This window comes from Gottfriedia sp. NPDC056225 (genome assembly GCF_042267765.1).
In the GTDB taxonomy this organism is placed as follows: Bacteria; Bacillota; Bacilli; order Bacillales; family Bacillaceae_G; genus Gottfriedia.
Genome location: NZ_JBHJTJ010000005.1, coordinates 71556 through 95840 on the forward strand (window position 1 = coordinate 71556; position 24285 = coordinate 95840).

Consider the following 24285-nt stretch of genomic DNA (forward strand, 5'->3'; position numbering starts at 1 on the left):
GTTGAGTGAACATTATTTTCTTGCTGTTCCTTTGCCATTACAAATTAAAGAAAAATTAGATGATTTTTCACAAAAGTGGGTCGGAAAATTACCATTTAAAAAATGGACTTTTAAAGATGATTTTCATATTACTTTATCATTTTTAGGCCCTGTTACATATACCAAAAGTGTAGAACTAATGGATCAATTAAAAGAAGAGCTTGATGATTTCAAAAGCTTCAACTTGACCGTCCAACATTTAGGGATATTTGGGAATGATGCAAAGCCACGTGTATGGTGGTTTGGTCTTGAAAATAGCATTGAATTAATCAATCTACAACATAGAATAAGTAATATATGTGAAAAAATTGGATTTTCAGTTGAAAAACGTACTTATAATCCGCATATTACAATCGCAAAAAAATATAATGATATATTCGATAAAGAATTTAAGGTCCCATTTACCTGGGAGGAAGACCCACTAAAATTTGAAGCGGATGAAATCATTTTATATAAGATTCTACCTACTAAGAAACCAAGTTATCAGAGTGTAGCGTCAATTAAGTTGAAGTAAACAAATTGGCAAAATCTTGAGGGAATTGGTGAAATAAGAGTAAGACCTTGCTTCGTTAATTGATGGATTTGAATCCATTTTACCTATTTGTGAATATACTAATCATATCGATGGAAATAACGAAAATATTAATCAGTCGTTTTTTATAGTAAAGTTTTAAATTTACAGTCTGGATGGTGAATAGCGTTGTTTCATATTAAAAGGGCTTACGAAGCTTATATAGATGGATTTCAAGAAATAACAATGATTATTCCCAAATCGAACAAACATACAGTGCATTCTTATTTTGAACTAATTTATGAGGATAATCGGAAAACTAAGCTTCCTATTGTTACACGAATAGAGTTTGAAAGGTTTATAAAATATACTGTTTTCACACCTGAGGTTCTTTTATTAGAAAACAAGTATGAGATTGAAGATGAATTTGGGGTGCGTACAGATTTACAAGTTGGCGGTGTCATACGTTCAAATGATTTTGATGAAAAATATGCTTATGACGGGGAAGATTTAGGTGCGGGTTATTCAAGTCATTCCACGCAATTTAAGCTATGGGCACCAACTGCATCGAAGGTTAAATTAAGAATTTATCAACATCATGGTGATGAAGAAAAATTTACTGAAAAGTTAATGGAACGTGACGGAAAAGGGACATGGAAAGTAGTAATCGATCAAGATTGTGATGGGTTAGTTTATAACTATTTAGTATGTGTAAATCTTATTTGGAGAGAAGCTGTTGACCCTTACGCTAAAGCAGTGACTTTAAATGGTAAAAATAGTGTTGTAATTGACTTGTCAAAGGCTAGCCATGTTAGTAAGGTAAATAATCCTCCACAAAGTAAGTATACGGATTGTATTATTTATGAAGCTAGTATTAGAGATTTTACTTCACATCCATTAAGTGGAGTTCATAAAAAAGGATCCTTCGAAGGATTTCATGAAAAAGGAACTACTTACAATGAATTATCAACAGGGTTGGATTACTTATGTCAATTAGGTGTTACACATATTGAACTTCTGCCATTCTTTGATTTTGAGGGGATAGAAGAAAATAACCCATTCCAAAGCTATAATTGGGGCTATAACCCGTTAAACTTTAATGCACCAGAAGGTAGTTATAGTTTAAAACCGGAAGAACCGATGACAAGGATCACTGAACTAAAAAAACTTATTTCAGTTTATCATGAGCATGGATTACGGATTATTATGGATGTTGTTTATAATCATGTTTACGAATTACAAACTAGTAATTTTGAAAAAATTGTACCTGGATATTATTTTAGACAAGATGAACGAGGTTTACCTTCGAATGGCACTGGGGTAGGGAATGATTTTGCATCTGAAAGACTGATGGCAAGACGTTTTATTCTTCAATCGCTCAAGTATTGGACTGAAGAATATGACATCGATGGGTTTAGGTTTGATTTAATGGGAATTTTAGATACGGATACAATGAATCAGATTGTAACTGAATTGACAATCTTAAAACCAGAAATAATTATTTTTGGAGAAGGCTGGGATTTGAACACATCATTAAGTCCTTCATCTCGAAAAGCAACAATCAACCAAAGTCATCAATTACCAAAGATTGGATTTTTTAACGATAAATTCAGGGATGGTATAAAAGGAAGTACATTTTCGGTTCAAGAAATAGGATTTATCCAAGGGAATCTTAATCATGATTATTTGTCCGATCTACTTTTGGGTAGCGTCGGGATTAATAACCAGGTATCTTTATTTCAAGAGCCTTATCAATCAATAAACTATGTTGAATCGCATGATAATCACACTATGTGGGACCGATTGAAGCTTTCAAATGGAAAAGATAGTGAAGAATTACTAAAGAAGAGACACATACTTGGCACCAGTATTGTCCTGTTTTCATTTGGAGTTCCGTTTATTCATAGCGGGCAGGAGTTCTTTCGAACAAAAGAAGGTATTGAGAACAGTTATAATTCAGGGGACACTGTTAATAGCATTGATTGGGCCAGAGCAGAACGTGAATCGAGTTATATAAATATAGTAAAAGAGTTTATTGCGATTCGAAAGCGCTTTAATTGCCTCCGTTTTTCTTTAAAAGAAGAAATACTAAGGCATATAAAGTCAGTCAAGGTCCATCAAAATATAATTGGCTACCGCATTATTGGAATAGAAGAGATTGACGGTGTTAAAGAAATAATGGTGTTATTTCATAACGGTCTAAAGGATACTACTATTGATCTCGGAATTGAAGACAATTGGGAATATGTATGGGATGGTAATAAACATTATGTTGAAAAAGGTATAAAAGCTGAATGTAATAAATTACCAATACCATTACTTTCTACTGTTGTATTAGTAAAATACTAGCAACTACTTGCAGATTCTAATTAAACGATGTAAACTTGTAAAAGGTGGCTTATTACAGCTAATTGTAATAGGCTATCTTTCTTTTTGTAATAAAATAATTTTAAAATACAAACATATATAACAACAAGGAACGGATATCAATGGATAATCATATACAAGAAATACTCGGAAAAGAATGGACAATCTCGCCAGCCGGTGGTTTTACTGGTGAAGCGTATATAGCTGAAAACAATGATAAGAGATTATTTCTTAAACGAAATTCTTCTCCTTTTTTAGCAGTTTTATCAGCAGCTGGTTTTGTTCCAAAATTAGTTTGGACTAGAAGACTAGAAAATGGTGATGTACTTACTGCTCAAGAGTGGGTAATCGCACGTAGTCTTGAACCTTTCGAGCTGTCAGCGAAAGGGGTTGCACAATTCTTATATCGTATCCACTCTTCCAAAGAATTGTTATATATGTTAACGAAGCTCGGGATTAATCCATTAGAACCTCAAGATTTACTTCAAACAATTGTAGGAAATTTAACTGAGGAATTTACACAAAGCCAGATTATCGTAAAAGGCATTGAATATTTAGAAGAAAATATGCCATCTTTTGACCCAGAAGACTTAGTTGTTTGTCATAGTGATTTAAATCATCATAATTGGTTATTAACTGAGGCGAATAATTTATATTTAATCGATTGGGATGAAGCAATTATTGCTGATAAAGCATTTGATCTAGGTATGTTTTTATTTACTTATGTAGACCAAAACGATTGGGAAAAATGGCTACGTAATTATGGAATAAAATTAACAGATGAACTATTGAACCGAATGACTTGGTATGTTGTTGCTCAAACAATCATCTGGATCAAATGGTATACTTTGCGTGAAAATGAAAAGCAGACTCAAAAAATGAAGAGCCTGCTTGAGAAAATATTAGACTTTAAATAAAAATTTCCTCGGAAATTGTCATAGATTAAGAATACGTATTGAAATCTGACACCCATTGAGAGAGTTGATTTTGATGGTTGTTAATGTGCTGGTCTAAATCAGAAGAGTACTTCCCAGACTGACTATAATAGTAAACATCATTTAGCATAGCTTTTACATCATCTGTTACTTGATCGTTTGTTAGTAAAGATTGTACAAGTCTTTCAAGTTGCTCACATTCTGATACAGTTCCACAGCAATCTGATTGGTGATTCATTAAAATATCGCGTAAAATTGTTAATTGATGCTCATGATTTAAAGGCATAAATTCACATCCTTTTTTTAATAAGTACACTTGAAATAGTTTGTGTTACACGATATGATTTTATACTTTACGTAAATAACCGAGTGCCATTTTAGTGCTTGGTTTTTTCAATGAGAAGATACAAATTGCAAAATCGAGAGGGAGTAAAAAAACTTATGAGATTAAGACATAAGCCCGGCGCGGCAGATCAAATAAAGCAATATGCTCATTATGTAATTCCAAATCCGAGCGAGCAAAAAGGAAATTGGAAAGACGTATTCCAAAATGACCAACCGATTCATATCGAAGTAGGTACTGGAAGAGGCCGTTTTATGGTAGGTATGGCAAAAGCCAATCCTCATATTAACTATATTGGAATTGAGAAGTATACAAGTGTAGTTTCAGATGCTTTAGATAAATTAATTGAAGCGGAAGTTCCAAATTTAAAGCTTTTAAATGTAGATGCACAAAAATTAACGGATTTCTTTGCAGACGGAGAGATAGATCGAGTTTATTTAAATTTCTCTGATCCATGGCCAAAGGTTCGTCATGAAAAGCGTCGATTAACATACAAAACGTTTTTAAGTATGTATCAACAAATTTTAAAAAATGATGGGGAAATTCATTTTAAAACAGATAATCAAAGTTTATTTGAATTTTCAATTATGAGTATGGCTAACTATGGAATGACGATGCATTTCTTAAGTTTAGACCTTCATAACAGTGATTTCGAAGGCAATATCATGACAGAATATGAAGAAAAATTCTCGTCAAAAGGTAACCGCATATATCGAGTAGAAGCTGCGTATAGAAAGTAAGGATAAGAAAAAGCAGGATAAGGGTTAGAGAAAGGCTTTATAAGACTTTCTTGACCTGTTATCCTGCTTTTTTATCTTCTACTGTTTGAGTGCGAGTGCGCTCCATTGATCTGTTTCAAAACTAATGATCGTCTCGTCTTCTATAATGATATTAAAATAAGATTGAATATTTTCTGGAGCCTGTAGGAGCATAGATGTAACCGCCAATTTATGAGCTTCAGTTGGGGCCATTCTGTCTAGCCAAGAATTAAAAGGATGTTTTTTCTTTCTTAGAATGTCTTGCTCTACTTTGAGCCCATTTTCCTCAAATAATGTTCTCCACCGAGCTTTAGTAAGACACTTGACGTGACTTGGGTCCCTAATTGCTTCTGCAAGATTGATAAAATCGGACAATGTCTTGTCATCGGGCACGATATTGTCAATTAATAGGAATCGTCCATTTGGTCGCAATACGCGTGAGACTTCCCGAATAAATACATCTGGGTTTGGAAAATGGTGGGGTGCGATACGACAAGTGACAATGTCAAATGAATTCTTTAAAAATGGAAGTTCCTCTGCATCAGCCAATACATAGGTTACATTCTGTATGCCCTTTTCGGTCAAGTGGATACGTGTAGTTTCAAGCATTTTCTCTGTTAAGTCTGTTGCAGTTACATTTTTCACAAGTGGTGCCAATGTCTTTGCTACATGTCCACCACCAGTAGCAATATCAAGTACAGCGTCTTCTGGCGTGGGTTGCAAGAAAGTGACTGCAGTGGCAAGATCCTCACCATTCGCATGACCTTCACTTAAAACGTATTTTTCTGCATTTTTACCAAATTGACCTTGAACACGCTGTTTGATGAAATCTTTGTCTGCCATTCTCATTTCTCCTCTCATTTTGTACGTTAATTATGGTTACTCAAATCCATCTTAATCCACCTTAAACAATAAGGAAATTACCATTTTTTTATGAATGTTGATAAGTAATTCTTATGATTTACTATTTTTCATTTTACTGAAATTTCCATTTTTAAAATAAGGATTTTGAAATCGTTGAAAAAGGTTTAATGGCGGCTAGAGCGCGTGTTGCAGCTAAAAAGCTCGTGTATTAACAATGGGGTAGGATTAGGAAAGACCCACCTAATGCACGCAATTGGACATTATGTGCTAGAGCATAATCCGCATGCCAAGGTAGTATATTTATCATCAGAAAAATTTACAAATGAGTCTATTAACTCAATTTGCGACAATAAAGCGATCGAGTTCAGAAATATTTTTAGCTAAATAAACAGAAAGCAAACTCTTTCTTTATTGAATTCACTTATCTTTTCCTTAACCCAGGCTTATAATATTCAGTAAATTTCAAAAAGTGGTATAATATTTACGTCTAGTAAAAAAGAAGGGGGATAAGTATGGAGCTATTAAAGATTGGAACTTGTACAATTCAGTGGCTTACTGGAGGAAACACCCAATTAGATGGTGGAGCTATGTTTGGAGTTGTTCCAAAAGCACTTTGGTCTAAAAAGTATGTTGTTAATGAAAAGAACCAAATTCCATTACGAACTGATCCAGTATTTATTCAAACAAACGGTTTAAATATTATCATTGATAGCGGAATTGGTGTGAACAAATTAAATGAGAAGCAAAAAAGAAATTTTGGGGTAACAGAGGATTCTGCAATCGAAGAATCATTAGCGAAGCATGGATTAAAGCTAGATGATATCGATTATGTCATAATGACTCATTTGCATTTTGATCATGCGAGTGGATTAACGAAATTTGAAAACGGTGAATTTAATCCTGTGTTTTCAAAGGCAAAAATTATTACTTCCAGGATCGAATGGGATGAGATGAGAAATCCTAATATCCGTTCAAATAATACATATTGGAAAGAAAATTGGGAAGCGATTCAAGATCAAATTATTACATTTGAAAATGAATATGTTCTATCAGATGAAATAACGATTATCCATACAGGTGGCCATAGCGATGGACATAGCATTATTAAAATAGAAACTGAGAATGAACTATTATTGCATATGGGGGATTTAATGCCTACACATGCGCATCAATCTCCGTTATGGGTGATGGCATATGATGATTATCCAATGACGTCAATTTATGCAAAAGAAAAATGGGTCAATTTTGGAATGCAAAAAAATTCTTGGTTTACGTTTTATCACGATAATGTGTATAGAGCAATAAAATGGAGCGCTGAAGGACAAGTATTACAGTCGATCGAACGCTCCAAATAATTTGTATATCGTTTTTAAACAATTTGAGCTGAAATTAGCTCACCATTTACAGCATTAATGATGAATGAATAGTTAGTAGTATCATTGTCTGACTCTACTACTGTAAAACCACCTTCATAAACATCACCTTCATAATCTGGTAAGTCAGCCCACTTTGGTTCTGAGTGAATCCAAGTTCCAGTTACATTGCCATATGAAAGAAACACTGGTTTAATTGTTTTTAATGCTTTTTCTGCTGGAATATATTGTGAAGATAATTTTTTTTGTAAATATAGACCACCAGCAACACCTAAACCTAAGCCAATTAGGACGCGTTTAAGTTTCATTTGTACCACCTCTATTTAAGTATTATGCGCTTGAATAAATATTCTACTACTTATCTTAGTCAAATAGAGGCAACTTTTCAACGTTTAGCATTGGTATTATATGTTATTTTTAGATAAAATAAAAAATGGAAGATATGTTTTGTATAGAGAGGAACGAAAATATGAATCAAGATACTCTACAGCTTTTTAAGTTTTTAACAGAATTACAAGGTGCATCAGGATTTGAACATGAAGTTCGTCATTTTATGAGAAAAGAACTTGAGAAATATACGAATGAAATAGTACAAGATCGCCTAGGAAGTATTTTTGGAGTTAAACGTGGAACTGAAGATGGACCTACTGTAATGGTAGCGGGACATATGGATGAAGTTGGATTCATGGTTACTCAAATTACGGAAAACGGTATGTTAAGATTTCAACCACTAGGAGGCTGGTGGAGTCAAGTATTGCTTGCTCAAAGAGTTCAAATTATGACAGATCAAGGTCCGGTTATCGGAGTAATTGGTTCGATTCCTCCGCATTTATTAAGCGATGAGCTAAGAGCTAGACCAATGGATATAAAAAATATGTTAATTGATATCGGTGCAGATAACAAAGAGGATGCCTTAAATATTGGTATTCGTCCAGGGCAACAAATTGTACCTGTATGTCCTTTTACGCCTATGGCAAATGAGAAAAAAATTATGGCTAAAGCTTGGGATAACCGTTACGGATGTGGACTTGCGATTGAATTATTAAAAGAAGTTCAAAATGAAACATTACCTAATATTTTATATTCAGGTGCTACTGTTCAAGAAGAAGTTGGACTTAGAGGAGCACAAACTGCAGCAAATATGATTAAACCAGATATTTTTTATGCACTTGATGCGAGCCCAGCAAATGATATGTCGGGTGCGAAATCTGAATTTGGTCAATTAGGTAAAGGTGTTTTACTACGAATTTTAGACCGTACGATGGTTACACATAAAGGAATACGTGAATTTATTTTAGATACTGCAGAAACGAATAATATACCTTATCAATACTTTGTATCACAAGGTGGAACAGATGCTGGACGAGTACATGTTTCAAACGATGGTGTACCTTCTGCTGTAATTGGTATTTGTTCACGCTACATTCACACAGCGGCTTCAATTATTCATGTTGATGATTACTTAGCTGCGAAAGAATTACTTGTTAAACTAGTTAAAGCAACTGATAAAACAACTGTTGAAACACTGCGTAATTATTAAGCTAAGGAGCCTCAGCATTGGGGCTTCTTTTCTTTTTTGAGCAATAAAAGAGATTAGTCTAAATTGAATGAGGCGATACTCATTAAGAGAATGTGATATAAGAAATTCAAATGAGCGAGGTAATAGTAATGAAAATAACGATCGGCTCACTTAATCCTACAAAAGTAGGAGCAGTACAAAATGTATTTAAAGATTTTTCAGTATCAGGGATCAAGGTTCCATCAAATGTTTCGGATCAGCCTTTGACAGATCTGGAAACGATGAATGGCGCTGTAAACAGAGCGCATAACGCTCGATTGGCACGTGGATCTGATATTGGTATAGGATTAGAAGGTGGAGTGATTATTGAAAACGATAAACTGTTCCTTTGTAACTGGGGAGCACTTGTTTATGAAAATGATGTTGTTTTAGCAAGCGGTGCAAAGATTTTGCTACCAAGCGAATTTATAAGCGATTTGCAAAACGGCACTGAACTGGCTGTTTTAATGGAACGTTATACGAATGAAAAAGATATTCGTAGTAAAGAAGGGGCAGTAGGTATTTTTACAAATGGTCGAATTACAAGAACGCAAATTTTTGAACATATTTGTGAGCTACTATTAGGACAGTATGAATTCAAAAAACTTAAGGAAAAAACGATTTGAAAGCCGTCCTTTTTGCATATCGATAAAAATAAAGTAAAATAAAAGAAAACGAATTAAGCGAGGGAAACAGAATGGAAAAAATTACTTCATTTGAGCAATTCGAACAAGCAAAACAAGGGGAAAAAGTTGTATTCCAATTTTCAGCAAATTGGTGCCCAGACTGCAGATTTTTAGATATGTTCTTCCAAGAAATCATTGATGAAAATAAAGATTTTACGTTTTATTATGTAGACCGTGATCAATTCATTGAGGTATGTCAAAATCTAGATATCTTTGGAATACCAAGCTTTGTAGCATTTAATAAAGGTGAAGAAATTGGACGATATGTAAATAAAGACCGTAAAACAAAGGAACAAGTAGAAGAGTTTCTTGAAGGATTAAGAGGGAAATAAGGTAGGGAAAACAATTGGCTAAAAAAACAACGCTAGACATAAAAAAAATGATAGAAAATCGCCTTGGAAATGCAGAGTGGCGTTTTATATACGATCGTGAAAAAGAAGACCTTCGAATTGAAGGGATTGAAAGTAAAAAAGGAATGAGTGTCTCTTTAAACAGTGCTGTAGCAAAGTATGAAGCAGATGGTGAAGCAGCATTTAATGAATTAATTTACTATATAAAAGAAGCTCTTTTGGCTATGCATTCTCAAGCTGCATTCCTCAAAGAGCAGATTCGACCTGTTATTCGAGCTACTTCATTCCCAACTGAAAAGGAAGAAGGCAACTCTTTCGTAACAACCGAACATACAGCAGAAACTAGAATCTACTATGCTATTGATTCAGATAAAACATATCAATTAATCGATGAAAATTTATTAGTCAAATCTGGCTATACAAAAGAGCAGATTCATTCGATTGCTATTGTTAATTTACAAAAGATGCCCGTTCAAGTGAAAGAAGACGTTGTTGCAGATAATACTTTTTATTTTATCCGATCAAATGATGGATACGATGCAAGCAGAGTATTGAACAGTTTATTTATTAAAGAAATTCAATCGAAAATTAAAGGCGAATTATTATTAGGAATCCCTCATGGAGACGTGCTAATCCTTGCTGACATTCGAAATAACATAGGTTATGATATAATGGCGCAAATGAATATGAGTTTCTTTGCAAGTGGGAAAATACCAATTACATCTTTATCGTTTGCTTATGAAAACGAGAAATTAATGCCAGTATTTATTTTAGGGAAACAAAAGAAGCAATAGAGAGGAAGAAATCTGTGAATATTTTTTATAACAAAGAAGGAATTGGTGATACGCTTTTAATTACATTAAAACAAATTCCATCAGAAGATCGCCAAGTTGAACGTAAAGGGAATATTGCACGTGTTTATAGTGTAGTTACAAATGAAACTGTTGCAATTAACGTGTTTGAAGCGTCAACATATGTAGATGTTCAAGAAAATGGTGTTGTGACAATCACTGAACATATTGTAAATACAATAAATGAATTATTAGAAAAAGAAGGGTTTGAAGATAAACTAGTATTAGACCTTTCTCCTAAATTTGTCATCGGATATGTAATCGAAAAAGAAAAACATCCAAATGCTGATAAATTAAACATTTGTAAAGTAGATGTTGGTACTGAAGAATTACAAATTGTTTGTGGCGCACCGAATGTTGATCAAGGACAAAAAGTTGTCGTTGCAAAAGTTGGTGCAGTAATGCCATCAGGTTTAGTCATTAAAGATGCTAATTTACGTGGAGTTGATTCATTCGGAATGATCTGTTCTGCACGTGAGCTTGACTTACCAAACGCACCACAAGAAAAAGGCATTTTAGTTTTAGAAGCCGATGCTGAAATTGGGAAAGCTTTTTTTAACTAATTAAATAACAAATAAATGCTAGACCATAAATTGGTTCTAGCATTTTTTATTTTATTGGAGCTATGTTTAATAAAGCATTGAAATGTTTTAAGTTTCTAGATAGGCATTGCTCACTCTACTTAATGTCATACAGTAATAAAACAAGTGATTGAATGATGAAAGCGAGCATTTGTCAATTGTCTGACATACTAGATATCGAAATATGTTTGTAATAGCACAAAATGTAATAATAATGTGTTTTTTGTCACTATGTCACATGGTAAAATAAAAGGTACGAATAGAAATAGAGAGAGTGAGAAAAATGAAAAATTGGTTAAAAAGCCTTTTTAAGGCAAATAGCCTTAATGAGATTGAAGAAGAGATTAAAGATGAGCCTGTTGAGGAGAAAGTATATCAATCACACTCTATCGAAAAAAATAGAAACGCTTTTCTTGAGCGTCCGAAATTTAGATTTCCAATTGAATTAGATGAAGAATTACCGAAGACAAATCCTATAAAAGAAACAAAAGTTGAGCCAGCTTCAGTATCTCGACAAGAAAGACAAGATGATTTTTGGCAAAAATTACAGCAAACGACAAACACAATAAAACGAGAAAATAATCAACCTACATATAATCAAAAGAATAGTTTTGACAGTAGTCAATATAACCATAGTAATTTAACTAGTCGACTTAATAAAAAATCAACTGTAATTAACAAAGAAGAAGCATCAAAAGAAGAAAAAGAAGAAAAGGTTGATATTGTCTTTAAACCGAAAAGAAAAACACCCTTTCGTCCAAGTGAATATATTTCACCAATTTATGGGTATCAAAAACCAACCATAAAAGAAGAGAAAGAAACAGTAAATGAAACTTCGACAGAAAAAGAAGAAGTAGTACAAAATAATATGATTATGGAAGAACTTAGTGATTCCTTTAATAGTCAAAATAGTGATTTAAGTGGGAAAACAGAAGATATAAATGAAACGTTAAACGTTGCTGAAAAAGAAGAAATTAAAGAGGAACAACTAGAAACAATTGAAAATGTACTAGAAGTGAAAAACGAAGAGGAACCACTTGATATACTTCAAAGTGAAATTGAATATACAGATGAAGTTAAAGGCGAAATAACTGAAACTCATCAAAATGAAGTGGTACAAATTGAGTCACTGCAAAATGAAATAGTAAATAAAGAAAAAGTTAAACTGATTGACACACTACAAATTGAACCGATGGAAATACAATCTAATTCACCTACTTTTGAAATAGAGGATAAAGAGATAAAAGAGGCAGTCCTAACTTCTAATGAGAATGAAATAGTACATCAAGATACTACTAGTCTACTTTTTGATGAAGTGGATGATTCAAACGAACAAGAAATCGAAAGTATGGTCAAGATTGATGAAAATGAAGTTGAAAACATTGAATTAAATCAATATACTGAAGAGTTTACGATCGAAAATAGCATGTCTGATGTAAATGAGCAGAAGACAGAAAATGTAGCTACTACCCAAGTCATTGAATTAAATCAACATACTGAAGAGATTACGATCGAAAATAGCATGTCTGATGTAAATGAGCAGAAGACAGAAAACGTAGTTACTACCCAAGTCATTGAATTAGATCAACATACTGAAGAGATTACGATCGAAAATAGCATGTCTGATGTAAATGAGCAGAAGATAGAAAATGTAGTTACTACCCAAGTCATTGAAGATATGGTAAACGAATCTCAAGAAGCAGTTGAATCGAATCTTGAATTTGATGATGTCAAAGAAGAGGTAGTACATCAAGAAACTTCATATGAAGTACTTTCAAGCGATGTAGGGAATCCAGTTGAAAATCAAAGTTCTATTTCGCATTCAACTGATGAAGAAACAGCTGAAGTTAAAGCTAGTCCAGTTGAAAAACGTGAGAAAAAACGTCATTTTCCTTTTAATGTCATGATGCTTCGTAGCGATGTTGAAGCTTCGAGAAAAGCAAATATAATGAGAAAGCTTCGTGAGTTACAGACTGAATCAGCTGCAACGATCGAAAAGATTAGTGAAGAAGTCGATTCAAAGCAAAATGACCAAGTGATTGAGAATGCTAGCACAAATGACCAAACTGAAATTTTACCTTCAGATACTGAAGTTCAACAAAGTGAAGAAATTGTTGAAGTAAATACTAATGAAGAAGTTCAGCCTAGGCAAGAACTTGAAGTTAGCAGCGAAAAAAGTGAAATCGAAATAAACTTAAAAGTAGAGACTGTAGAAAATAATGAACAACAAGTATTAATTGAAGAGTTACCAAGTATGCCTCCTGTACTATACGAATTACCAGAGTTAGATTTATTAATCGAACCTCCAATGGAACAATTTAATGATGGAGATTGGGTTGAAGAACAAAAACAGTTACTACAAGAAACATTACACAATTTTAATGTAGGAGCTAGAGTAATTGCTGCAACTCAAGGTCCAACAGTAACCCGATTCGAAGTACAGCCCGAACCTGGTGTAAAAGTTAATAAAATAACAAACTTACAAGATGATATTAAATTAAGCTTAGCGGCTAGGGATATTCGAATTGAGGCGCCAATTCCTGGGCGAAGTGCTATTGGAATAGAAGTACCAAATAAAGAGAGCAAGCCTGTGTATTTAAGGGAATTGGTAAGTCAGGAGAAATTTTTGCAAAGCGAATCGCCTTTAACTGTTGCTCTTGGACTTGATATAGGTGGAGATCCTGTTTATGCCGATATTTCAAAAATGCCACATGGTCTAATTGCTGGTGCCACTGGTTCAGGAAAGAGTGTATGTATTAATTCAATTCTAGTAAGCATTTTATATAAGGCGAAACCTCATGAAGTGAAATTAATATTAATTGACCCAAAAATGGTTGAGCTTGCACCATACAATCATATTCCACATTTAATTTCTCCAGTCATTACTGATGCTAGAGCAGCGACTGCAGCTTTAAAGTGGGCTTGTGATGAAATGGATCGCCGTTATGATTTATTTGCTCATGCTGGCGCAAGGGATATAAAACGATTCAACGATTTGGCGAAGAAAAAAAGTGCTTATAATGATGAGTTACCGTACTTAGTCATTATTATAGACGAGCTAGCAGATTTAATGATGGTATCTCCTGGAGATGTAGAAACTTATATTTGCCGTATTGCTCAAAAAGCGAGAGCTTGCGGAATTCATTTGCTAGTTGCGACTCAACGTCCTTCAGTTGACGTTATTACAGGGATTATTAAATCGAATATACCGACACGTATTGCATTCACGGTATCCTCACAAGTAGATTCTAGAACAATTATAGATATTGGCGGAGCTGAAAAGTTACTTGGGCGAGGAGATATGTTATTCTTAGATAATGGAAAATCTCAAGCAATTCGATTACAAGGAGTTTATGTATCAGATGATGAAATCGAACATGTTGTAGAGATTGTAAAAGACCAACAAAAACCGAATTACTTATTTAACCAAGAGGAGCTTGTTGCAAAGGCAGACGCACAGGATGTCGATGATGAACTTTTTGATGAAGCAGTTGAGTTTGTAATTGATCAAAAAGGTGCTTCTGTTTCAATGCTACAAAGACGTTACCGAATTGGGTATAACCGTGCAGCTAGATTAATTGACCTAATGTTTGATCATGGAATTGTATCAAGTCAAAATGGTAGTAAACCACGTGATGTGCTTATTACACTAGAGGAGTTTCGTTCCGAGTAAATCATTAGAAAAGCGGTAAAATTTAAGTAACGAATGTTAAAGTTTTTTTAACCCATACTAGAAAAAAAGAACGATACTTTTCAGCAGGTGAAGATTCATGGAAAAAGAATTAGATTTAAAATTACAAGGTAAAATAAACCGATTAACGAACCAAACGTTTAAATTTGACGATCGAATCGGTGAAGGCTGGTTTTCAGCTGTATACTTTTTAAAAACTAGAGAAATTATTCGACATAAAAAGCCAGACACTGAAGTAACGATGCAATTTTTCCAGAGAGAAAGTGCAGTACTTTGTGGAACTGATGAGGCAATTGCTATTTTACAAACTTTTGCAGACAATCCGGAAAAACTTATTGTCCATTCATTAAAGGATGGAGATAAGATTGAACCGTTTGAGACTGTATTAACAATTACCGGTAAATATGCTGATTTCGGGTATTTAGAAGGAATAATTGATGGGATTTTGGCTCGCCGTACATCTGTAGCAACAAATGTATACAACGTAAAACATTCAGCTAAATCTGCAGGCATTAAAAAGCCTATTATTTTTATGGGTGATCGCGATGATCATTTTACGACCCAAGCAGGTGACGGTTATGCGGCATTTATTGGTGGATCTACTGCGCAAGCAACCCATGCAATGAATGAGTGGTGGGGCAATGAAGGTATGGGTACAATGCCTCATGCTCTAATTCAAATGTATAATGGTGATATTGTGGAGGCTGCTCGTGCTTATACAGAGGTGTATCCACAAGATGATTTAATTGTCCTAGTAGATTATAATAATGATGTGATAAATGATGCACTAAAAGTCGCGCGTGAATTTGGTAGTAAATTAAAAGCCGTTCGTGTAGATACTTCTAGAACAATGATTGATCAATATTTTATTGGTAATCCTGATTTGTTAGGAAGCTTCGATCCGAGAGGGGTAAATCCACCTTTAATTTTCGCTTTACGAAATGCTCTTGATCAAGAAGGTTATCATCATGTACAGATTGTTGTAAGCGGTGGATTTACAGTTGAACGAATTCTAGCATTTGAAAAACAAGGTGTACCAGTAGATTTATATGGTGTCGGCGGAAGTTTATTAAAGGTTAACATAGGCTTTACAGGCGATAATGTTGCGCTAAATGGCATTATGCAAGCAAAAGCCGGAAGAAAGCTTCGTGAAAACCCGCGACTAGAAAAAGTAGAAATGAGCCCTAGATTATGAAGGGGTAAGTAGTTTAAATTAAAAACTTATGATATTTCAATATAAATAGATGGCTTAAAGTGATTAACTTTCCATCTATTTCCTTATTGTGCGACTTAAAATAATTAGTCCTGTGAGGGTTAAAGTGATATAATACTAATTGCGTAAAAATTTAAGTTAGTTATCATTTAAATAATAACTAGACTCGGCAAAGTAATAACGCATCAAAATTATAAAATATTGATGCCATTTCTTTTATTCACACATATACTGTCTAAGAGATAGGCCGTTGTATTAGTGATCGATTTTGGAGGTTCTTTTAATATGACAGTTTACCATTTTGTAGGAATCAAAGGTACTGGAATGAGTGCTTTGGCACAAATTTTACATGATTCTGGTTTAACCGTTCAGGGATCAGATTATGAAAAGCACTTTTTCACTGAAAATGAATTACGAAAAAAAAATATTACGATTTTACCATTTGATAAAGAAAATATTAAAGAAGGCCAATTTGTAATAGCAGGTAATGCATTTCCTGACACTCATGAAGAAATTGCAGCTGCTATTGAAAAAGGAATCCCGATGGCACGCTATCATAAATTCTTAGGTGAATATATGAATAAATTTACTAGCGTTGCTATTACTGGAGCACATGGCAAAACCTCAACTACAGGTTTACTTGCTCATGTCGTTTCAGGTGCGCGTCCAACTTCTTTTTTAATTGGGGATGGTACTGGTAAAGGCGAAAAAGACAGCGAGTATTTTGTATTTGAAGCTTGTGAATACCGTCGTCATTTTCTATCATACTTTCCAGACTATTGCATCATGACAAATATTGATTTTGATCACCCGGATTATTATAAGAGTGTAGACGATGTATTCGATGCTTTCCAACAAATGGCTGATCAAGTTAAAAAGGGTATCATTGCATGTGGAGATGACGAACATCTTCAACGTATTTATGCAAAAGTACCTGTAATGTATTATGGATTTAACGAGGACAATGATTTCCAAGCTCGTAATATCGAAAAGCATACAAATGGTACAACATTTGATGTATTCGTCCGTAATACGTATTATGCTACTTTTGAAATTACAGGATATGGTGATCATAGTATTTTAAATGCTTTAGCAGTAATTGCGCTTTGCCATTATGAAGAAATCGATGCAGAGATTATTAAAGCAAGATTATTAACATATGGTGGCGTTAAACGTCGTTTCAGTGAGAAGCGCTTTGGAGATCAGGTGTTAATCGATGACTATGCTCATCATCCAACTGAAATCCAAGCTACGATTCAAGCTGCACGTCAAAAATATCCTGAACGTGAAATTGTAGCTGTTTTCCAACCGCATACATTTACACGAACAAGTAAATTTTTAGATGAGTTTGCTAGTACATTAGAAAAAGCAGATAAAGTTTACTTATGTGATATTTTTGGTTCTGCAAGAGAAGAAAAGGGAACATTAACAATTAGTGACCTTTCTTGTAAAATCGCAGGTGCAGAATTATTAACTGATGACAATATCAGCAATTTACAAAACCATAAAAATAGTGTTCTAATTTTTATGGGTGCTGGTGATATTCAAAAATATCAAGCAGCTTACGAAAAACTTTAAAAAACTGTAAACCCGTTTATGAGGTATTCATAGACGGGTTTTTTATTTGGAATTCAGTAAAAATCGATATCATACCCAAACTCCTCCTCCTAAAAAGAAGGTATATCATAATTATAAAAAGAATATGTCAAACGAGCGAAACAAGTAGAGGAGTAAAATAATGAATAAACACTATGAAGTAATCATTGTTGGAGCAGGTTCGATGGGAATGGCAGCAGGATACTATTTATCAAAAAGAAATCAAAATACACTATTAATAGATGCTTTTGATCCACCACATAGCTTCGGTAGCCACCATGGAGATACAAGAATCATTCGCCATGCATACGGTGAAAGTAGAGAATACGTACCATTAGCATTACGGGCACAAAAGTTATGGGAAGAGTTAGAACAAATTTCAGGAAGAAAATTATTTTCCAAAACAGGAGTTTTATGCGCAGGAGCACCCGGTTCTACCTTTACACAAGAAGTAAAAAAAAGTGCAGAAGAATTTTCGTTGCCACTAGAAATACTAGATGGCAGTGAGATAAATGCTAGATGGCCTGGTATGAATTTGCCAGAAGGGTTTATAGGCTGCTTAGAAACATCGTCAGGAATTCTTTTTAGTGAGGATTGTATTAGAGCATATAAGGAGTTATATATCCAGGAAGGAAATTCGCTTAAAACAAACACGCCTGTTATGGATATTGAAATCGATTCAAATATAGCCATTGTACGTACAGAGGATGCTATATACACAGCAGATAAACTTGTCGTCTGTGCAGGTGCTTGGTCTGGGAAAATACTTGAAAAGACTGGCGTACATATTCCGCTAAAGCCTATCCGTAAAACAGTTGGTTGGTTTGAATGCGATAAAATGCTTTATGATTCTAATTCGCTACCAGCATTCACGATTGATCTAATTGATGAGCACTACTACGGTTTCCCGAATCTTCATAACAGCGGACTGAAAATTGGACGACATGATGGAGGGCATAGTGTGGATCCAAATAAATTTAACAGGGAATTCGGGGAATACAAAGAAGATGAGGCTGACTTACGAAGTTTTTTAAGTCAGTATATTCCAAAAGCCAATGGCAAACTATTAAAAGGGAAAACATGCTTATACACAATGACTCCAGACGAGCATTTTATCATTGATCAGCATCCTGAAAATAAAAATATAATCATTGCGACAGGCTTCTCTGGACACGGCTTTAAATTTGCAAGCGGCGTAGGAGAAATCATCGCTGACCTAGTAACAAAACAAAAATCTGCCTTTGATTTGAGCATGTTTTCTTTAAATCGTTTTTGAGATAGCTAATGGGCTATCTCTTTATATATTGAACAGGTTAATATTACGAGGTCGGGGGGAAGTGCAAATAAATATGGCAAAACTGCAATAAAAAATTGCAAAACGGCAAATAAGTCTATGAATCACGTTGAAAAGGAGTGAGAGAAAGGCAATAAAGCTAATTGATCAGCAACCTTAACAATGTAAATACTAATAAAATCGTAAAAATCTCAAAAAGTCTGCTGATTAATCAACAAAAAATGATCTATCCTTTAAATCATTATTGCTAACATATTTTAATGACAAAGAACTCCGCTATATCAACAAAGGTCCACGTAAGATAAACGAAGAACTCCGCAATATGATCAAAGCTCCACGTAAGATCAACGAAGAACTCCGCAATATGAACAAAGCTCCACGTAAGATCAACGAAGAACTCCGCAATATGAACAAAGCTCCACGTAAGATCAACGAAGAACTCCGCAATATCAACAAAGGTCCACGTTAGATCAACGAAGAATTCCGCAATATGAACGAAGAACTCCTCTATATCAACAAAAACTCACGATATATCAACAAAAAATCCAATTATATCAACAAAAAATCCAACTATATCAACAAATTTCACAACCTTATCAACAAAGTTCAAAAAGTGTTCGTATTTTCTAAAATTGACTAAGCTATATTTCAACACGATCAGAACTAAGAATGCTGTTTCATAGTTCTGATTGTACACGAAATATCAATCTATTAAATTTCCCCTATGCCCATAGCCTTTATCCAGCTACGTAAACAGACCCATAAGCCAATTTCAGCAATATTGTGCTAGTAATCCGAAACTTTATCTAGAGATAATTTTATGAGTAATTATTATAATTTATTAAATATAAAGAATATTTTGTAAGCGCTTTATGAACATAAAGTAAGTAGTTATGTATTACTTACTATTTTTTTAAACTTAAATTTTATCTAAATAGCTAAATAAGGGGGTATTTTTTTGAAGGAAAAAACATTTATGATGGATGATGCACCGCTTAATAAATTTCATATTCGGATTACTGCGCTTACGTTTGGATCGAATTTTTCAGACGGCTATGCGTTAGGAATTATAGGCATGGCACTTTCGCTACTTGGCCCACAAATGAAGTTAAATTCAGTTTGGGAAGGGTTAATCGGTAGTTCTGCTTTAATCGGACTTTTTTTCGGTAGTTTGTTTTTAGGCGGATTATCAGATCGCATTGGTAGGCAGAAAATATATTTAGCAAACTTTGTGATTATTACAATCGCATCAGCCCTGCAGTTTTTTGTTCACGATCCATATACGCTATTTGCATTAAGGATATTAATAGGTGTAGCACTTGGTGGGGATTATGCTGTAGGATCAACTTTACTAGCGGAGTTTGCACCTAGAAAGTATAGAGGGATGTTATTATCTTCATTAAACGTATTATGGACAGTAGGATATGTAGCCTCAAATCTAGTAGGCTATTACTTAGAAAAAACGGGTCCAGACGCATGGCGTTGGATGCTAGTAAGTGCTGCACTCCCTGGTTTGATTGTCTTACTGTTACGATTTGGTACTCCGGAGTCACCACTTTGGTTATTAAAAATGGGTCGTGTTGAAGAAGCACGTGCCATCGTTCGGAAGTATATTGGTGAAAATGCTATAATGGATGAAACAGTTGGTACTCATTCTAAACAAGCATACAAAGTTTCGGATTTATTCAATAAACAACTTTGGAAACGTACGACATTCGGATCGCTTTTTTATATGTGTCAAGTAGTTCCTTATTTTGCAATTTATACGTTCCTACCAACTATTTTAAGTAAACTGGGATTTGAAGAAACATTTGGTGTGGATATGGTACTGAACTTGTTCCTTTTAGTAGGGGCGGTTGCTGGTGTTTGGTGCACTGAAAAATTAACTCGTAGAGGATTTACAATTAATACATTTATTATTTTAACGATTTCATTATTTGCTTTAACAGTATTACCGCCAGGACTACATACAATCGCAATCATTGTCTTTGCAATCTTTACTTTTGTAATGTCTGCAGCATCTAATTTAACGTTAGTTTATCCTGCTGAATTATTTCCTACAGAGGTTCGTGGAACTGGAGTTGGATTGACAACAGCAGTTAGTCGAATTGGGTCAGCTATTGGGACTTTCTTATTACCTATAAGTGTTAGTTCAATGGGAATGGCACCTTCAATGATTGGTATGTCTATCATTTTATTTATAGGTACGATTGTTTCAATAGCTTGGGCTCCAGAAACAAAATCACTATCATTAAATGAAGCTAGTAATCCTTTACTTGAAGAGGATTTAATTGAAACGAATAAACAATCAGTATCGATCCATTAAACAAAGATATTCATTATTAAGAGGTGTAAGTGATGGCCAAGAACGATTTTATTCATCCAAAAAATATTAAAGAGGTTATTCTTGGAGATCATGAGTTGTCGATAAACGAAGTGATTGCAGTTGCAAGATATGGAGCAAAAGTATCATTCACAGAAAACTACATTCTTAGAATAAATCATTCTCGTAATTTAATTGAAAAGTTTCTTGAAGAAGAACGAGCAGTTTATGGAGTAACTACTGGCTTTGGAAGCAATGTTACAGAAGTGATTTCTAAGGAAGATGCACATACTCTTCAGCGTAATATCGTCCGATCTCATGCTGTTTCTGTAGGGGAGCCACTTGAAAAAGAAGTAGTAAGAGCTATTCAATTAATGATTTTAAATAATATAGGACATGGCTATTCAGGAGTTCGAATAGAAGTTTTAGAGTTAATTGCTTCACTGCTGAACAATGATATATTGCCTTTTGTTCCTGGTGATGGTTCAGTTGCATACTTATCTCCTGAGGCACATATGGCATTAGTTTTAATGGGTGAAGGAAAAGCATGGTATAAAGGCGAGCTACTAAGTGGCACTGAGGCATTAGAGCGGGCTGAACTAAAGCCAGTAACTTTTGAATGCAAAGAAGGATTAGCACTTTTAAGTGGTACTACTTCAGTAACGGCATTTGCAATACTATCTAACTATAATGCAATTCAAGCTGTAAAAACAGCAGATGTCGCGGGAGCCTTGTCATTAGAAGCACTTAAAGGTACGATAAATGCTTTAGATCCGCGTCTTCACTCGGTAAAAAAACATAAAGAACAAGCAAATACTGCTCGAATCATTTCTATGATTTTAAATGATAGTGAGATTGCGGAGCAGTATAAAGACTATCGATTACAAGATGCACTTAGTTTAAGATGTATACCACAAGTTCATGGTGCAGTTAAAAAAGTATTTAAAAATACTTTGGAAAATATAAAAAATGAAATGATTTCTTCAAGTGATAATCCGATTATATGGCCGGAGGAAGAAGACGGCATTGCATTAATGGGCGGGAATTTTGACGCCTCTTATATTGGGATTGATGCAGATACGATGTGTATAGCAATGGCAAATCTAGCCAAAATTACAGAGCGTCGTATCGATCGACTAGTAAATTATCATGTAAGTGAACTTCCAAGTTTTTTAGTTGCCAATCCGGGTTTAAACAGTGGCTATATGATTCCGCAATATACTGTGGCGGGGCTACTTAATGAAATAAGAGTTCTTTCGCATCCTGCAACAATTGATAATACACCTACATGTGCTAACCAAGAAGATGTTGTTAGCTTTGCTTATTATGCTGCTAGAAAAGCATATCAGATTTCTAAAAAACTTGAGCATATTTTAGCAATCGAGTTGATGGTTGCGTCTCAGGCTCTAGATTTCCATGATGCATTTAAACCATCACCAGTAACGGCAAGTATTCACGAGTTAATTAGAAATCAAGTTCCAACAGTCGAAGAGGACCGATATTTTTATTCGGATATCGAGACAATTTGTCATCTGATTCATGAAGGTGAAATTATTTCACTTGTTGAAGAGAGAATAGGCGTCATGGAATTATGAAAATGTTAAAGAAGCAGTTATACTCTAGAGTACAACTGCTTCTTTTTTTTGATTTATTCAAAGTTTAAATTTACTAACAATCACTCAACTAAGACACTAAAAAATAGTTAAAAAAGGAGAATTAAGATGAATCGAAATGCCACACAATCAGCTTTTTCAAATTTGTTACTCTCTGGCACACTTGTCCATGTAGGAACTTTTGATGAGGTTCAAAAAAGATGTGGCGTTAATACTTGTCCGAATGTTGTAATGGTGATTTCTATCGATCGTTATCCTGATTTAGTATTAGAAAGCCCAGTGCAATGGAAAAAAGATATTGGCCATAAGCTCATTAATCAACTTGAGAAAACGATAGAAGTTCCTTATTTATGGAATTGGATAGAAGAAGGGGTAATTGCTCTTTTAATTGAACTTGAAGAGAATGATAGTGAGTTAGAATTCAATAAAAAGATTTTTAGTATGGCAGAAGCTATTCAAAATTCGTTAGAATCTATTCAGATTACGGTTTCTATTGGTATTGGTAAAAAATACAGTGATCCGCATCTTTTATTCCATTCATTTGAAGAGGCAAGAAAATCGATGTCAGGTCGTTTTTTCCAAGGGAACAAGCTGATTTTTCATAGTGGAATTAGACCTGTGGAGGAAAATAGATTAAGGTCACTTTCAACCGAAGACCGAATTGAATTACTAGCACTTGTTCGAATGGGTGACGAAGATGGGGTCGTAAAACAGTTAAATACATTTCTTGATAAAGTAGCGAATGCATGTAGATTAAATGAAGATGTATTTAAGACTGAAGTAGTCGATTTAATCATGTTAATTTCAAGAGTTGTTGTAGAGTCCGGGGTGAGTGCAACACTCATAATGTCCAAAAATGCACAAATAATTCAAGAGCTGTATCATATTATTCGTTATGATAAATTCGTGAAAAAGGTTTGTGAATATGCGTATTGGTTAACAGTCCAAATATTTAACTCCTTTAATAATCAAATGACACCGATCATTAAAAAAGCAACAAAATATATTATGGAAAATCATCAATCAAGTATCACGCTTGAGGAAATTGCACAATATTGTTGTTTAAGTAAGTATCATTTCAGTCATCTGTTCAAAAAAGAAATTGGAACAAGTGTAATCGATTTCTTAAATAGACTTAGAATCGAAAAATCGATTTTTTATTTAGAAATGACTGATTTAAACATGCAAGAAATTGCGACCCGAATTGGTTTTCAAGATTCAAATTACTTTAGTCGTATATTTAAAAAATATATAAAAAGTAGCCCTACAGAATACAGGGCTACTAAATATCCACATTTATTAGGACAGGGCGTAGGGGATACATGAGGGCAAAGAGATT

At 34.2% G+C, this 24285-nt stretch carries 20 protein-coding genes and 1 pseudogene; 18 read left to right on the top strand and 3 right to left on the bottom strand.

The window, feature by feature from the left end; translation table 11 throughout:
- Position 1: 1 nt before the first annotated feature.
- From thpR to ACFCYN_RS05800, 3 genes are all read left to right on the top strand, one after another.
- Positions 2 to 553, top strand: a complete 552-nt coding sequence (thpR, locus tag ACFCYN_RS05790) for an RNA 2',3'-cyclic phosphodiesterase (protein WP_375948095.1) — start codon at positions 2 to 4, stop codon at positions 551 to 553.
- 186 nt (positions 554 to 739) lie between these two features.
- A complete protein-coding gene (gene pulA, locus ACFCYN_RS05795; RefSeq protein WP_375948097.1) occupies positions 740 to 2899 on the top strand; it encodes a type I pullulanase in 2160 nt (719 codons plus the stop codon).
- 140 nt (positions 2900 to 3039) lie between these two features.
- Complete coding sequence (locus tag ACFCYN_RS05800; protein WP_172447153.1) at positions 3040 to 3834, top strand: phosphotransferase family protein; 795 nt, start codon at positions 3040 to 3042, stop codon at positions 3832 to 3834.
- Positions 3835 to 3859: 25 nt separating this feature from the next.
- Here ACFCYN_RS05800 and ACFCYN_RS05805 read toward each other — a convergent pair whose 3' ends face one another.
- Positions 3860 to 4138, bottom strand: coding sequence for a YtzH-like family protein (locus ACFCYN_RS05805; protein WP_098119534.1), 279 nt, complete (start codon positions 4136 to 4138; stop codon positions 3860 to 3862).
- Positions 4139 to 4293: 155 nt separating this feature from the next.
- Here ACFCYN_RS05805 and trmB point away from each other — a divergent pair, with 155 nt between their 5' ends.
- Positions 4294 to 4935, top strand: a complete 642-nt coding sequence (gene trmB / locus ACFCYN_RS05810) for a tRNA (guanosine(46)-N7)-methyltransferase TrmB (RefSeq protein WP_172447155.1) — start codon at positions 4294 to 4296, stop codon at positions 4933 to 4935.
- Positions 4936 to 5013: 78 nt separating this feature from the next.
- Here the strand turns inward: trmB and ACFCYN_RS05815 are convergent, their stop codons facing one another.
- Complete coding sequence (locus ACFCYN_RS05815; RefSeq protein ID WP_375948100.1) at positions 5014 to 5796, bottom strand: class I SAM-dependent methyltransferase; 783 nt, start codon at positions 5794 to 5796, stop codon at positions 5014 to 5016.
- A gap of 228 nt (positions 5797 to 6024) precedes the next feature.
- Here ACFCYN_RS05815 and ACFCYN_RS05820 point away from each other — a divergent pair.
- Positions 6025 to 6189 (top strand): annotated as a pseudogene (locus ACFCYN_RS05820) (DnaA ATPase domain-containing protein); the annotation flags it as partial.
- Between the two features lie 140 nt (positions 6190 to 6329).
- Positions 6330 to 7172 (top strand): YtnP family quorum-quenching lactonase, encoded by an 843-nt coding sequence (locus ACFCYN_RS05825; protein ID WP_375948102.1) that lies wholly within the window; start codon positions 6330 to 6332, stop codon positions 7170 to 7172.
- Positions 7173 to 7186: 14 nt separating this feature from the next.
- On the opposite strand, the gene ACFCYN_RS05830 is transcribed toward ACFCYN_RS05825, so the two are convergent.
- The gene (locus ACFCYN_RS05830; RefSeq protein ID WP_056473349.1) at positions 7187 to 7498 is read right to left on the bottom strand and encodes a PepSY domain-containing protein; all 312 of its coding nucleotides are present in this window, start codon (positions 7496 to 7498) and stop codon (positions 7187 to 7189) included.
- A gap of 161 nt (positions 7499 to 7659) precedes the next feature.
- Here ACFCYN_RS05830 and ACFCYN_RS05835 point away from each other — a divergent pair, with 161 nt between their 5' ends.
- From ACFCYN_RS05835 to ACFCYN_RS05890, 12 genes are all read left to right on the top strand, one after another.
- The gene (locus tag ACFCYN_RS05835; RefSeq protein WP_098119530.1) at positions 7660 to 8730 is read left to right on the top strand and encodes a M42 family metallopeptidase; all 1071 of its coding nucleotides are present in this window, start codon (positions 7660 to 7662) and stop codon (positions 8728 to 8730) included.
- Between the two features lie 128 nt (positions 8731 to 8858).
- Positions 8859 to 9374: a DUF84 family protein gene (locus tag ACFCYN_RS05840; protein WP_375948104.1), complete on the top strand. Its 516-nt coding sequence runs from the start codon at positions 8859 to 8861 to the stop codon at positions 9372 to 9374.
- Between the two features lie 71 nt (positions 9375 to 9445).
- Positions 9446 to 9766 carry a thioredoxin family protein gene (locus ACFCYN_RS05845; protein ID WP_375948105.1) on the top strand — a complete coding sequence of 107 codons (321 nt, stop codon included), beginning with the start codon at positions 9446 to 9448 and terminating at the stop codon, positions 9764 to 9766.
- Between the two features lie 14 nt (positions 9767 to 9780).
- Positions 9781 to 10578 carry a DUF1444 family protein gene (locus tag ACFCYN_RS05850; protein WP_375948107.1) on the top strand — a complete coding sequence of 266 codons (798 nt, stop codon included), beginning with the start codon at positions 9781 to 9783 and terminating at the stop codon, positions 10576 to 10578.
- A 14-nt stretch (positions 10579 to 10592) separates the two neighbouring features.
- Complete coding sequence (gene ytpR / locus ACFCYN_RS05855) at positions 10593 to 11198, top strand: YtpR family tRNA-binding protein (protein ID WP_172447160.1); 606 nt, start codon at positions 10593 to 10595, stop codon at positions 11196 to 11198.
- Positions 11199 to 11499: 301 nt separating this feature from the next.
- A complete protein-coding gene (locus ACFCYN_RS05860) occupies positions 11500 to 14889 on the top strand; it encodes a DNA translocase FtsK (RefSeq protein ID WP_375948109.1) in 3390 nt (1129 codons plus the stop codon).
- Positions 14890 to 14986: 97 nt separating this feature from the next.
- Positions 14987 to 16102, top strand: coding sequence for a nicotinate phosphoribosyltransferase (locus ACFCYN_RS05865; protein ID WP_172447161.1), 1116 nt, complete (start codon positions 14987 to 14989; stop codon positions 16100 to 16102).
- Between the two features lie 303 nt (positions 16103 to 16405).
- On the top strand, positions 16406 to 17698 hold the full coding sequence (murC, locus tag ACFCYN_RS05870; RefSeq protein WP_098119524.1) for a UDP-N-acetylmuramate--L-alanine ligase: 1293 nt from the start codon (positions 16406 to 16408) through the stop codon (positions 17696 to 17698).
- A 160-nt stretch (positions 17699 to 17858) separates the two neighbouring features.
- Positions 17859 to 18992, top strand: a complete 1134-nt coding sequence (gene solA, locus ACFCYN_RS05875) for an N-methyl-L-tryptophan oxidase (protein ID WP_375948111.1) — start codon at positions 17859 to 17861, stop codon at positions 18990 to 18992.
- Between the two features lie 976 nt (positions 18993 to 19968).
- The gene (locus ACFCYN_RS05880; RefSeq protein WP_375948113.1) at positions 19969 to 21336 is read left to right on the top strand and encodes an MFS transporter; all 1368 of its coding nucleotides are present in this window, start codon (positions 19969 to 19971) and stop codon (positions 21334 to 21336) included.
- 32 nt (positions 21337 to 21368) lie between these two features.
- Positions 21369 to 22928 carry a histidine ammonia-lyase gene (gene hutH, locus ACFCYN_RS05885; RefSeq protein ID WP_375948115.1) on the top strand — a complete coding sequence of 520 codons (1560 nt, stop codon included), beginning with the start codon at positions 21369 to 21371 and terminating at the stop codon, positions 22926 to 22928.
- Positions 22929 to 23054: 126 nt separating this feature from the next.
- Entirely contained in the window at positions 23055 to 24272 is a 1218-nt protein-coding gene (locus ACFCYN_RS05890) for a helix-turn-helix domain-containing protein (protein ID WP_172447164.1), read from the top strand.
- Positions 24273 to 24285: the final 13 nt, after the last annotated feature.

Excerpts from the sequence above, each read along its gene's own strand:
- ACFCYN_RS05800 (WP_172447153.1), top strand. The coding sequence starts at position 3,040 with ATGGATAATCATATACAAGAAATACTCGGAAAAGAATGGACAATCTCG.
- ACFCYN_RS05805 (WP_098119534.1), bottom strand. The coding sequence starts at position 4,138 with ATGCCTTTAAATCATGAGCATCAATTAACAATTTTACGCGATATTTTA.
- trmB (WP_172447155.1), top strand. The coding sequence starts at position 4,294 with ATGAGATTAAGACATAAGCCCGGCGCGGCAGATCAAATAAAGCAATAT.
- ACFCYN_RS05815 (WP_375948100.1), bottom strand. The coding sequence starts at position 5,796 with ATGGCAGACAAAGATTTCATCAAACAGCGTGTTCAAGGTCAATTTGGT.
- ACFCYN_RS05825 (WP_375948102.1), top strand. The coding sequence starts at position 6,330 with ATGGAGCTATTAAAGATTGGAACTTGTACAATTCAGTGGCTTACTGGA.
- ACFCYN_RS05830 (WP_056473349.1), bottom strand. The coding sequence starts at position 7,498 with ATGAAACTTAAACGCGTCCTAATTGGCTTAGGTTTAGGTGTTGCTGGT.
- ACFCYN_RS05835 (WP_098119530.1), top strand. The coding sequence starts at position 7,660 with ATGAATCAAGATACTCTACAGCTTTTTAAGTTTTTAACAGAATTACAA.
- ACFCYN_RS05840 (WP_375948104.1), top strand. The coding sequence starts at position 8,859 with ATGAAAATAACGATCGGCTCACTTAATCCTACAAAAGTAGGAGCAGTA.
- ACFCYN_RS05845 (WP_375948105.1), top strand. The coding sequence starts at position 9,446 with ATGGAAAAAATTACTTCATTTGAGCAATTCGAACAAGCAAAACAAGGG.
- ACFCYN_RS05860 (WP_375948109.1), top strand. The coding sequence starts at position 11,500 with ATGAAAAATTGGTTAAAAAGCCTTTTTAAGGCAAATAGCCTTAATGAG.
- ACFCYN_RS05865 (WP_172447161.1), top strand. The coding sequence starts at position 14,987 with ATGGAAAAAGAATTAGATTTAAAATTACAAGGTAAAATAAACCGATTA.
- murC (WP_098119524.1), top strand. The coding sequence starts at position 16,406 with ATGACAGTTTACCATTTTGTAGGAATCAAAGGTACTGGAATGAGTGCT.
- solA (WP_375948111.1), top strand. The coding sequence starts at position 17,859 with ATGAATAAACACTATGAAGTAATCATTGTTGGAGCAGGTTCGATGGGA.
- hutH (WP_375948115.1), top strand. The coding sequence starts at position 21,369 with ATGGCCAAGAACGATTTTATTCATCCAAAAAATATTAAAGAGGTTATT.
- ACFCYN_RS05890 (WP_172447164.1), top strand. The coding sequence starts at position 23,055 with ATGAATCGAAATGCCACACAATCAGCTTTTTCAAATTTGTTACTCTCT.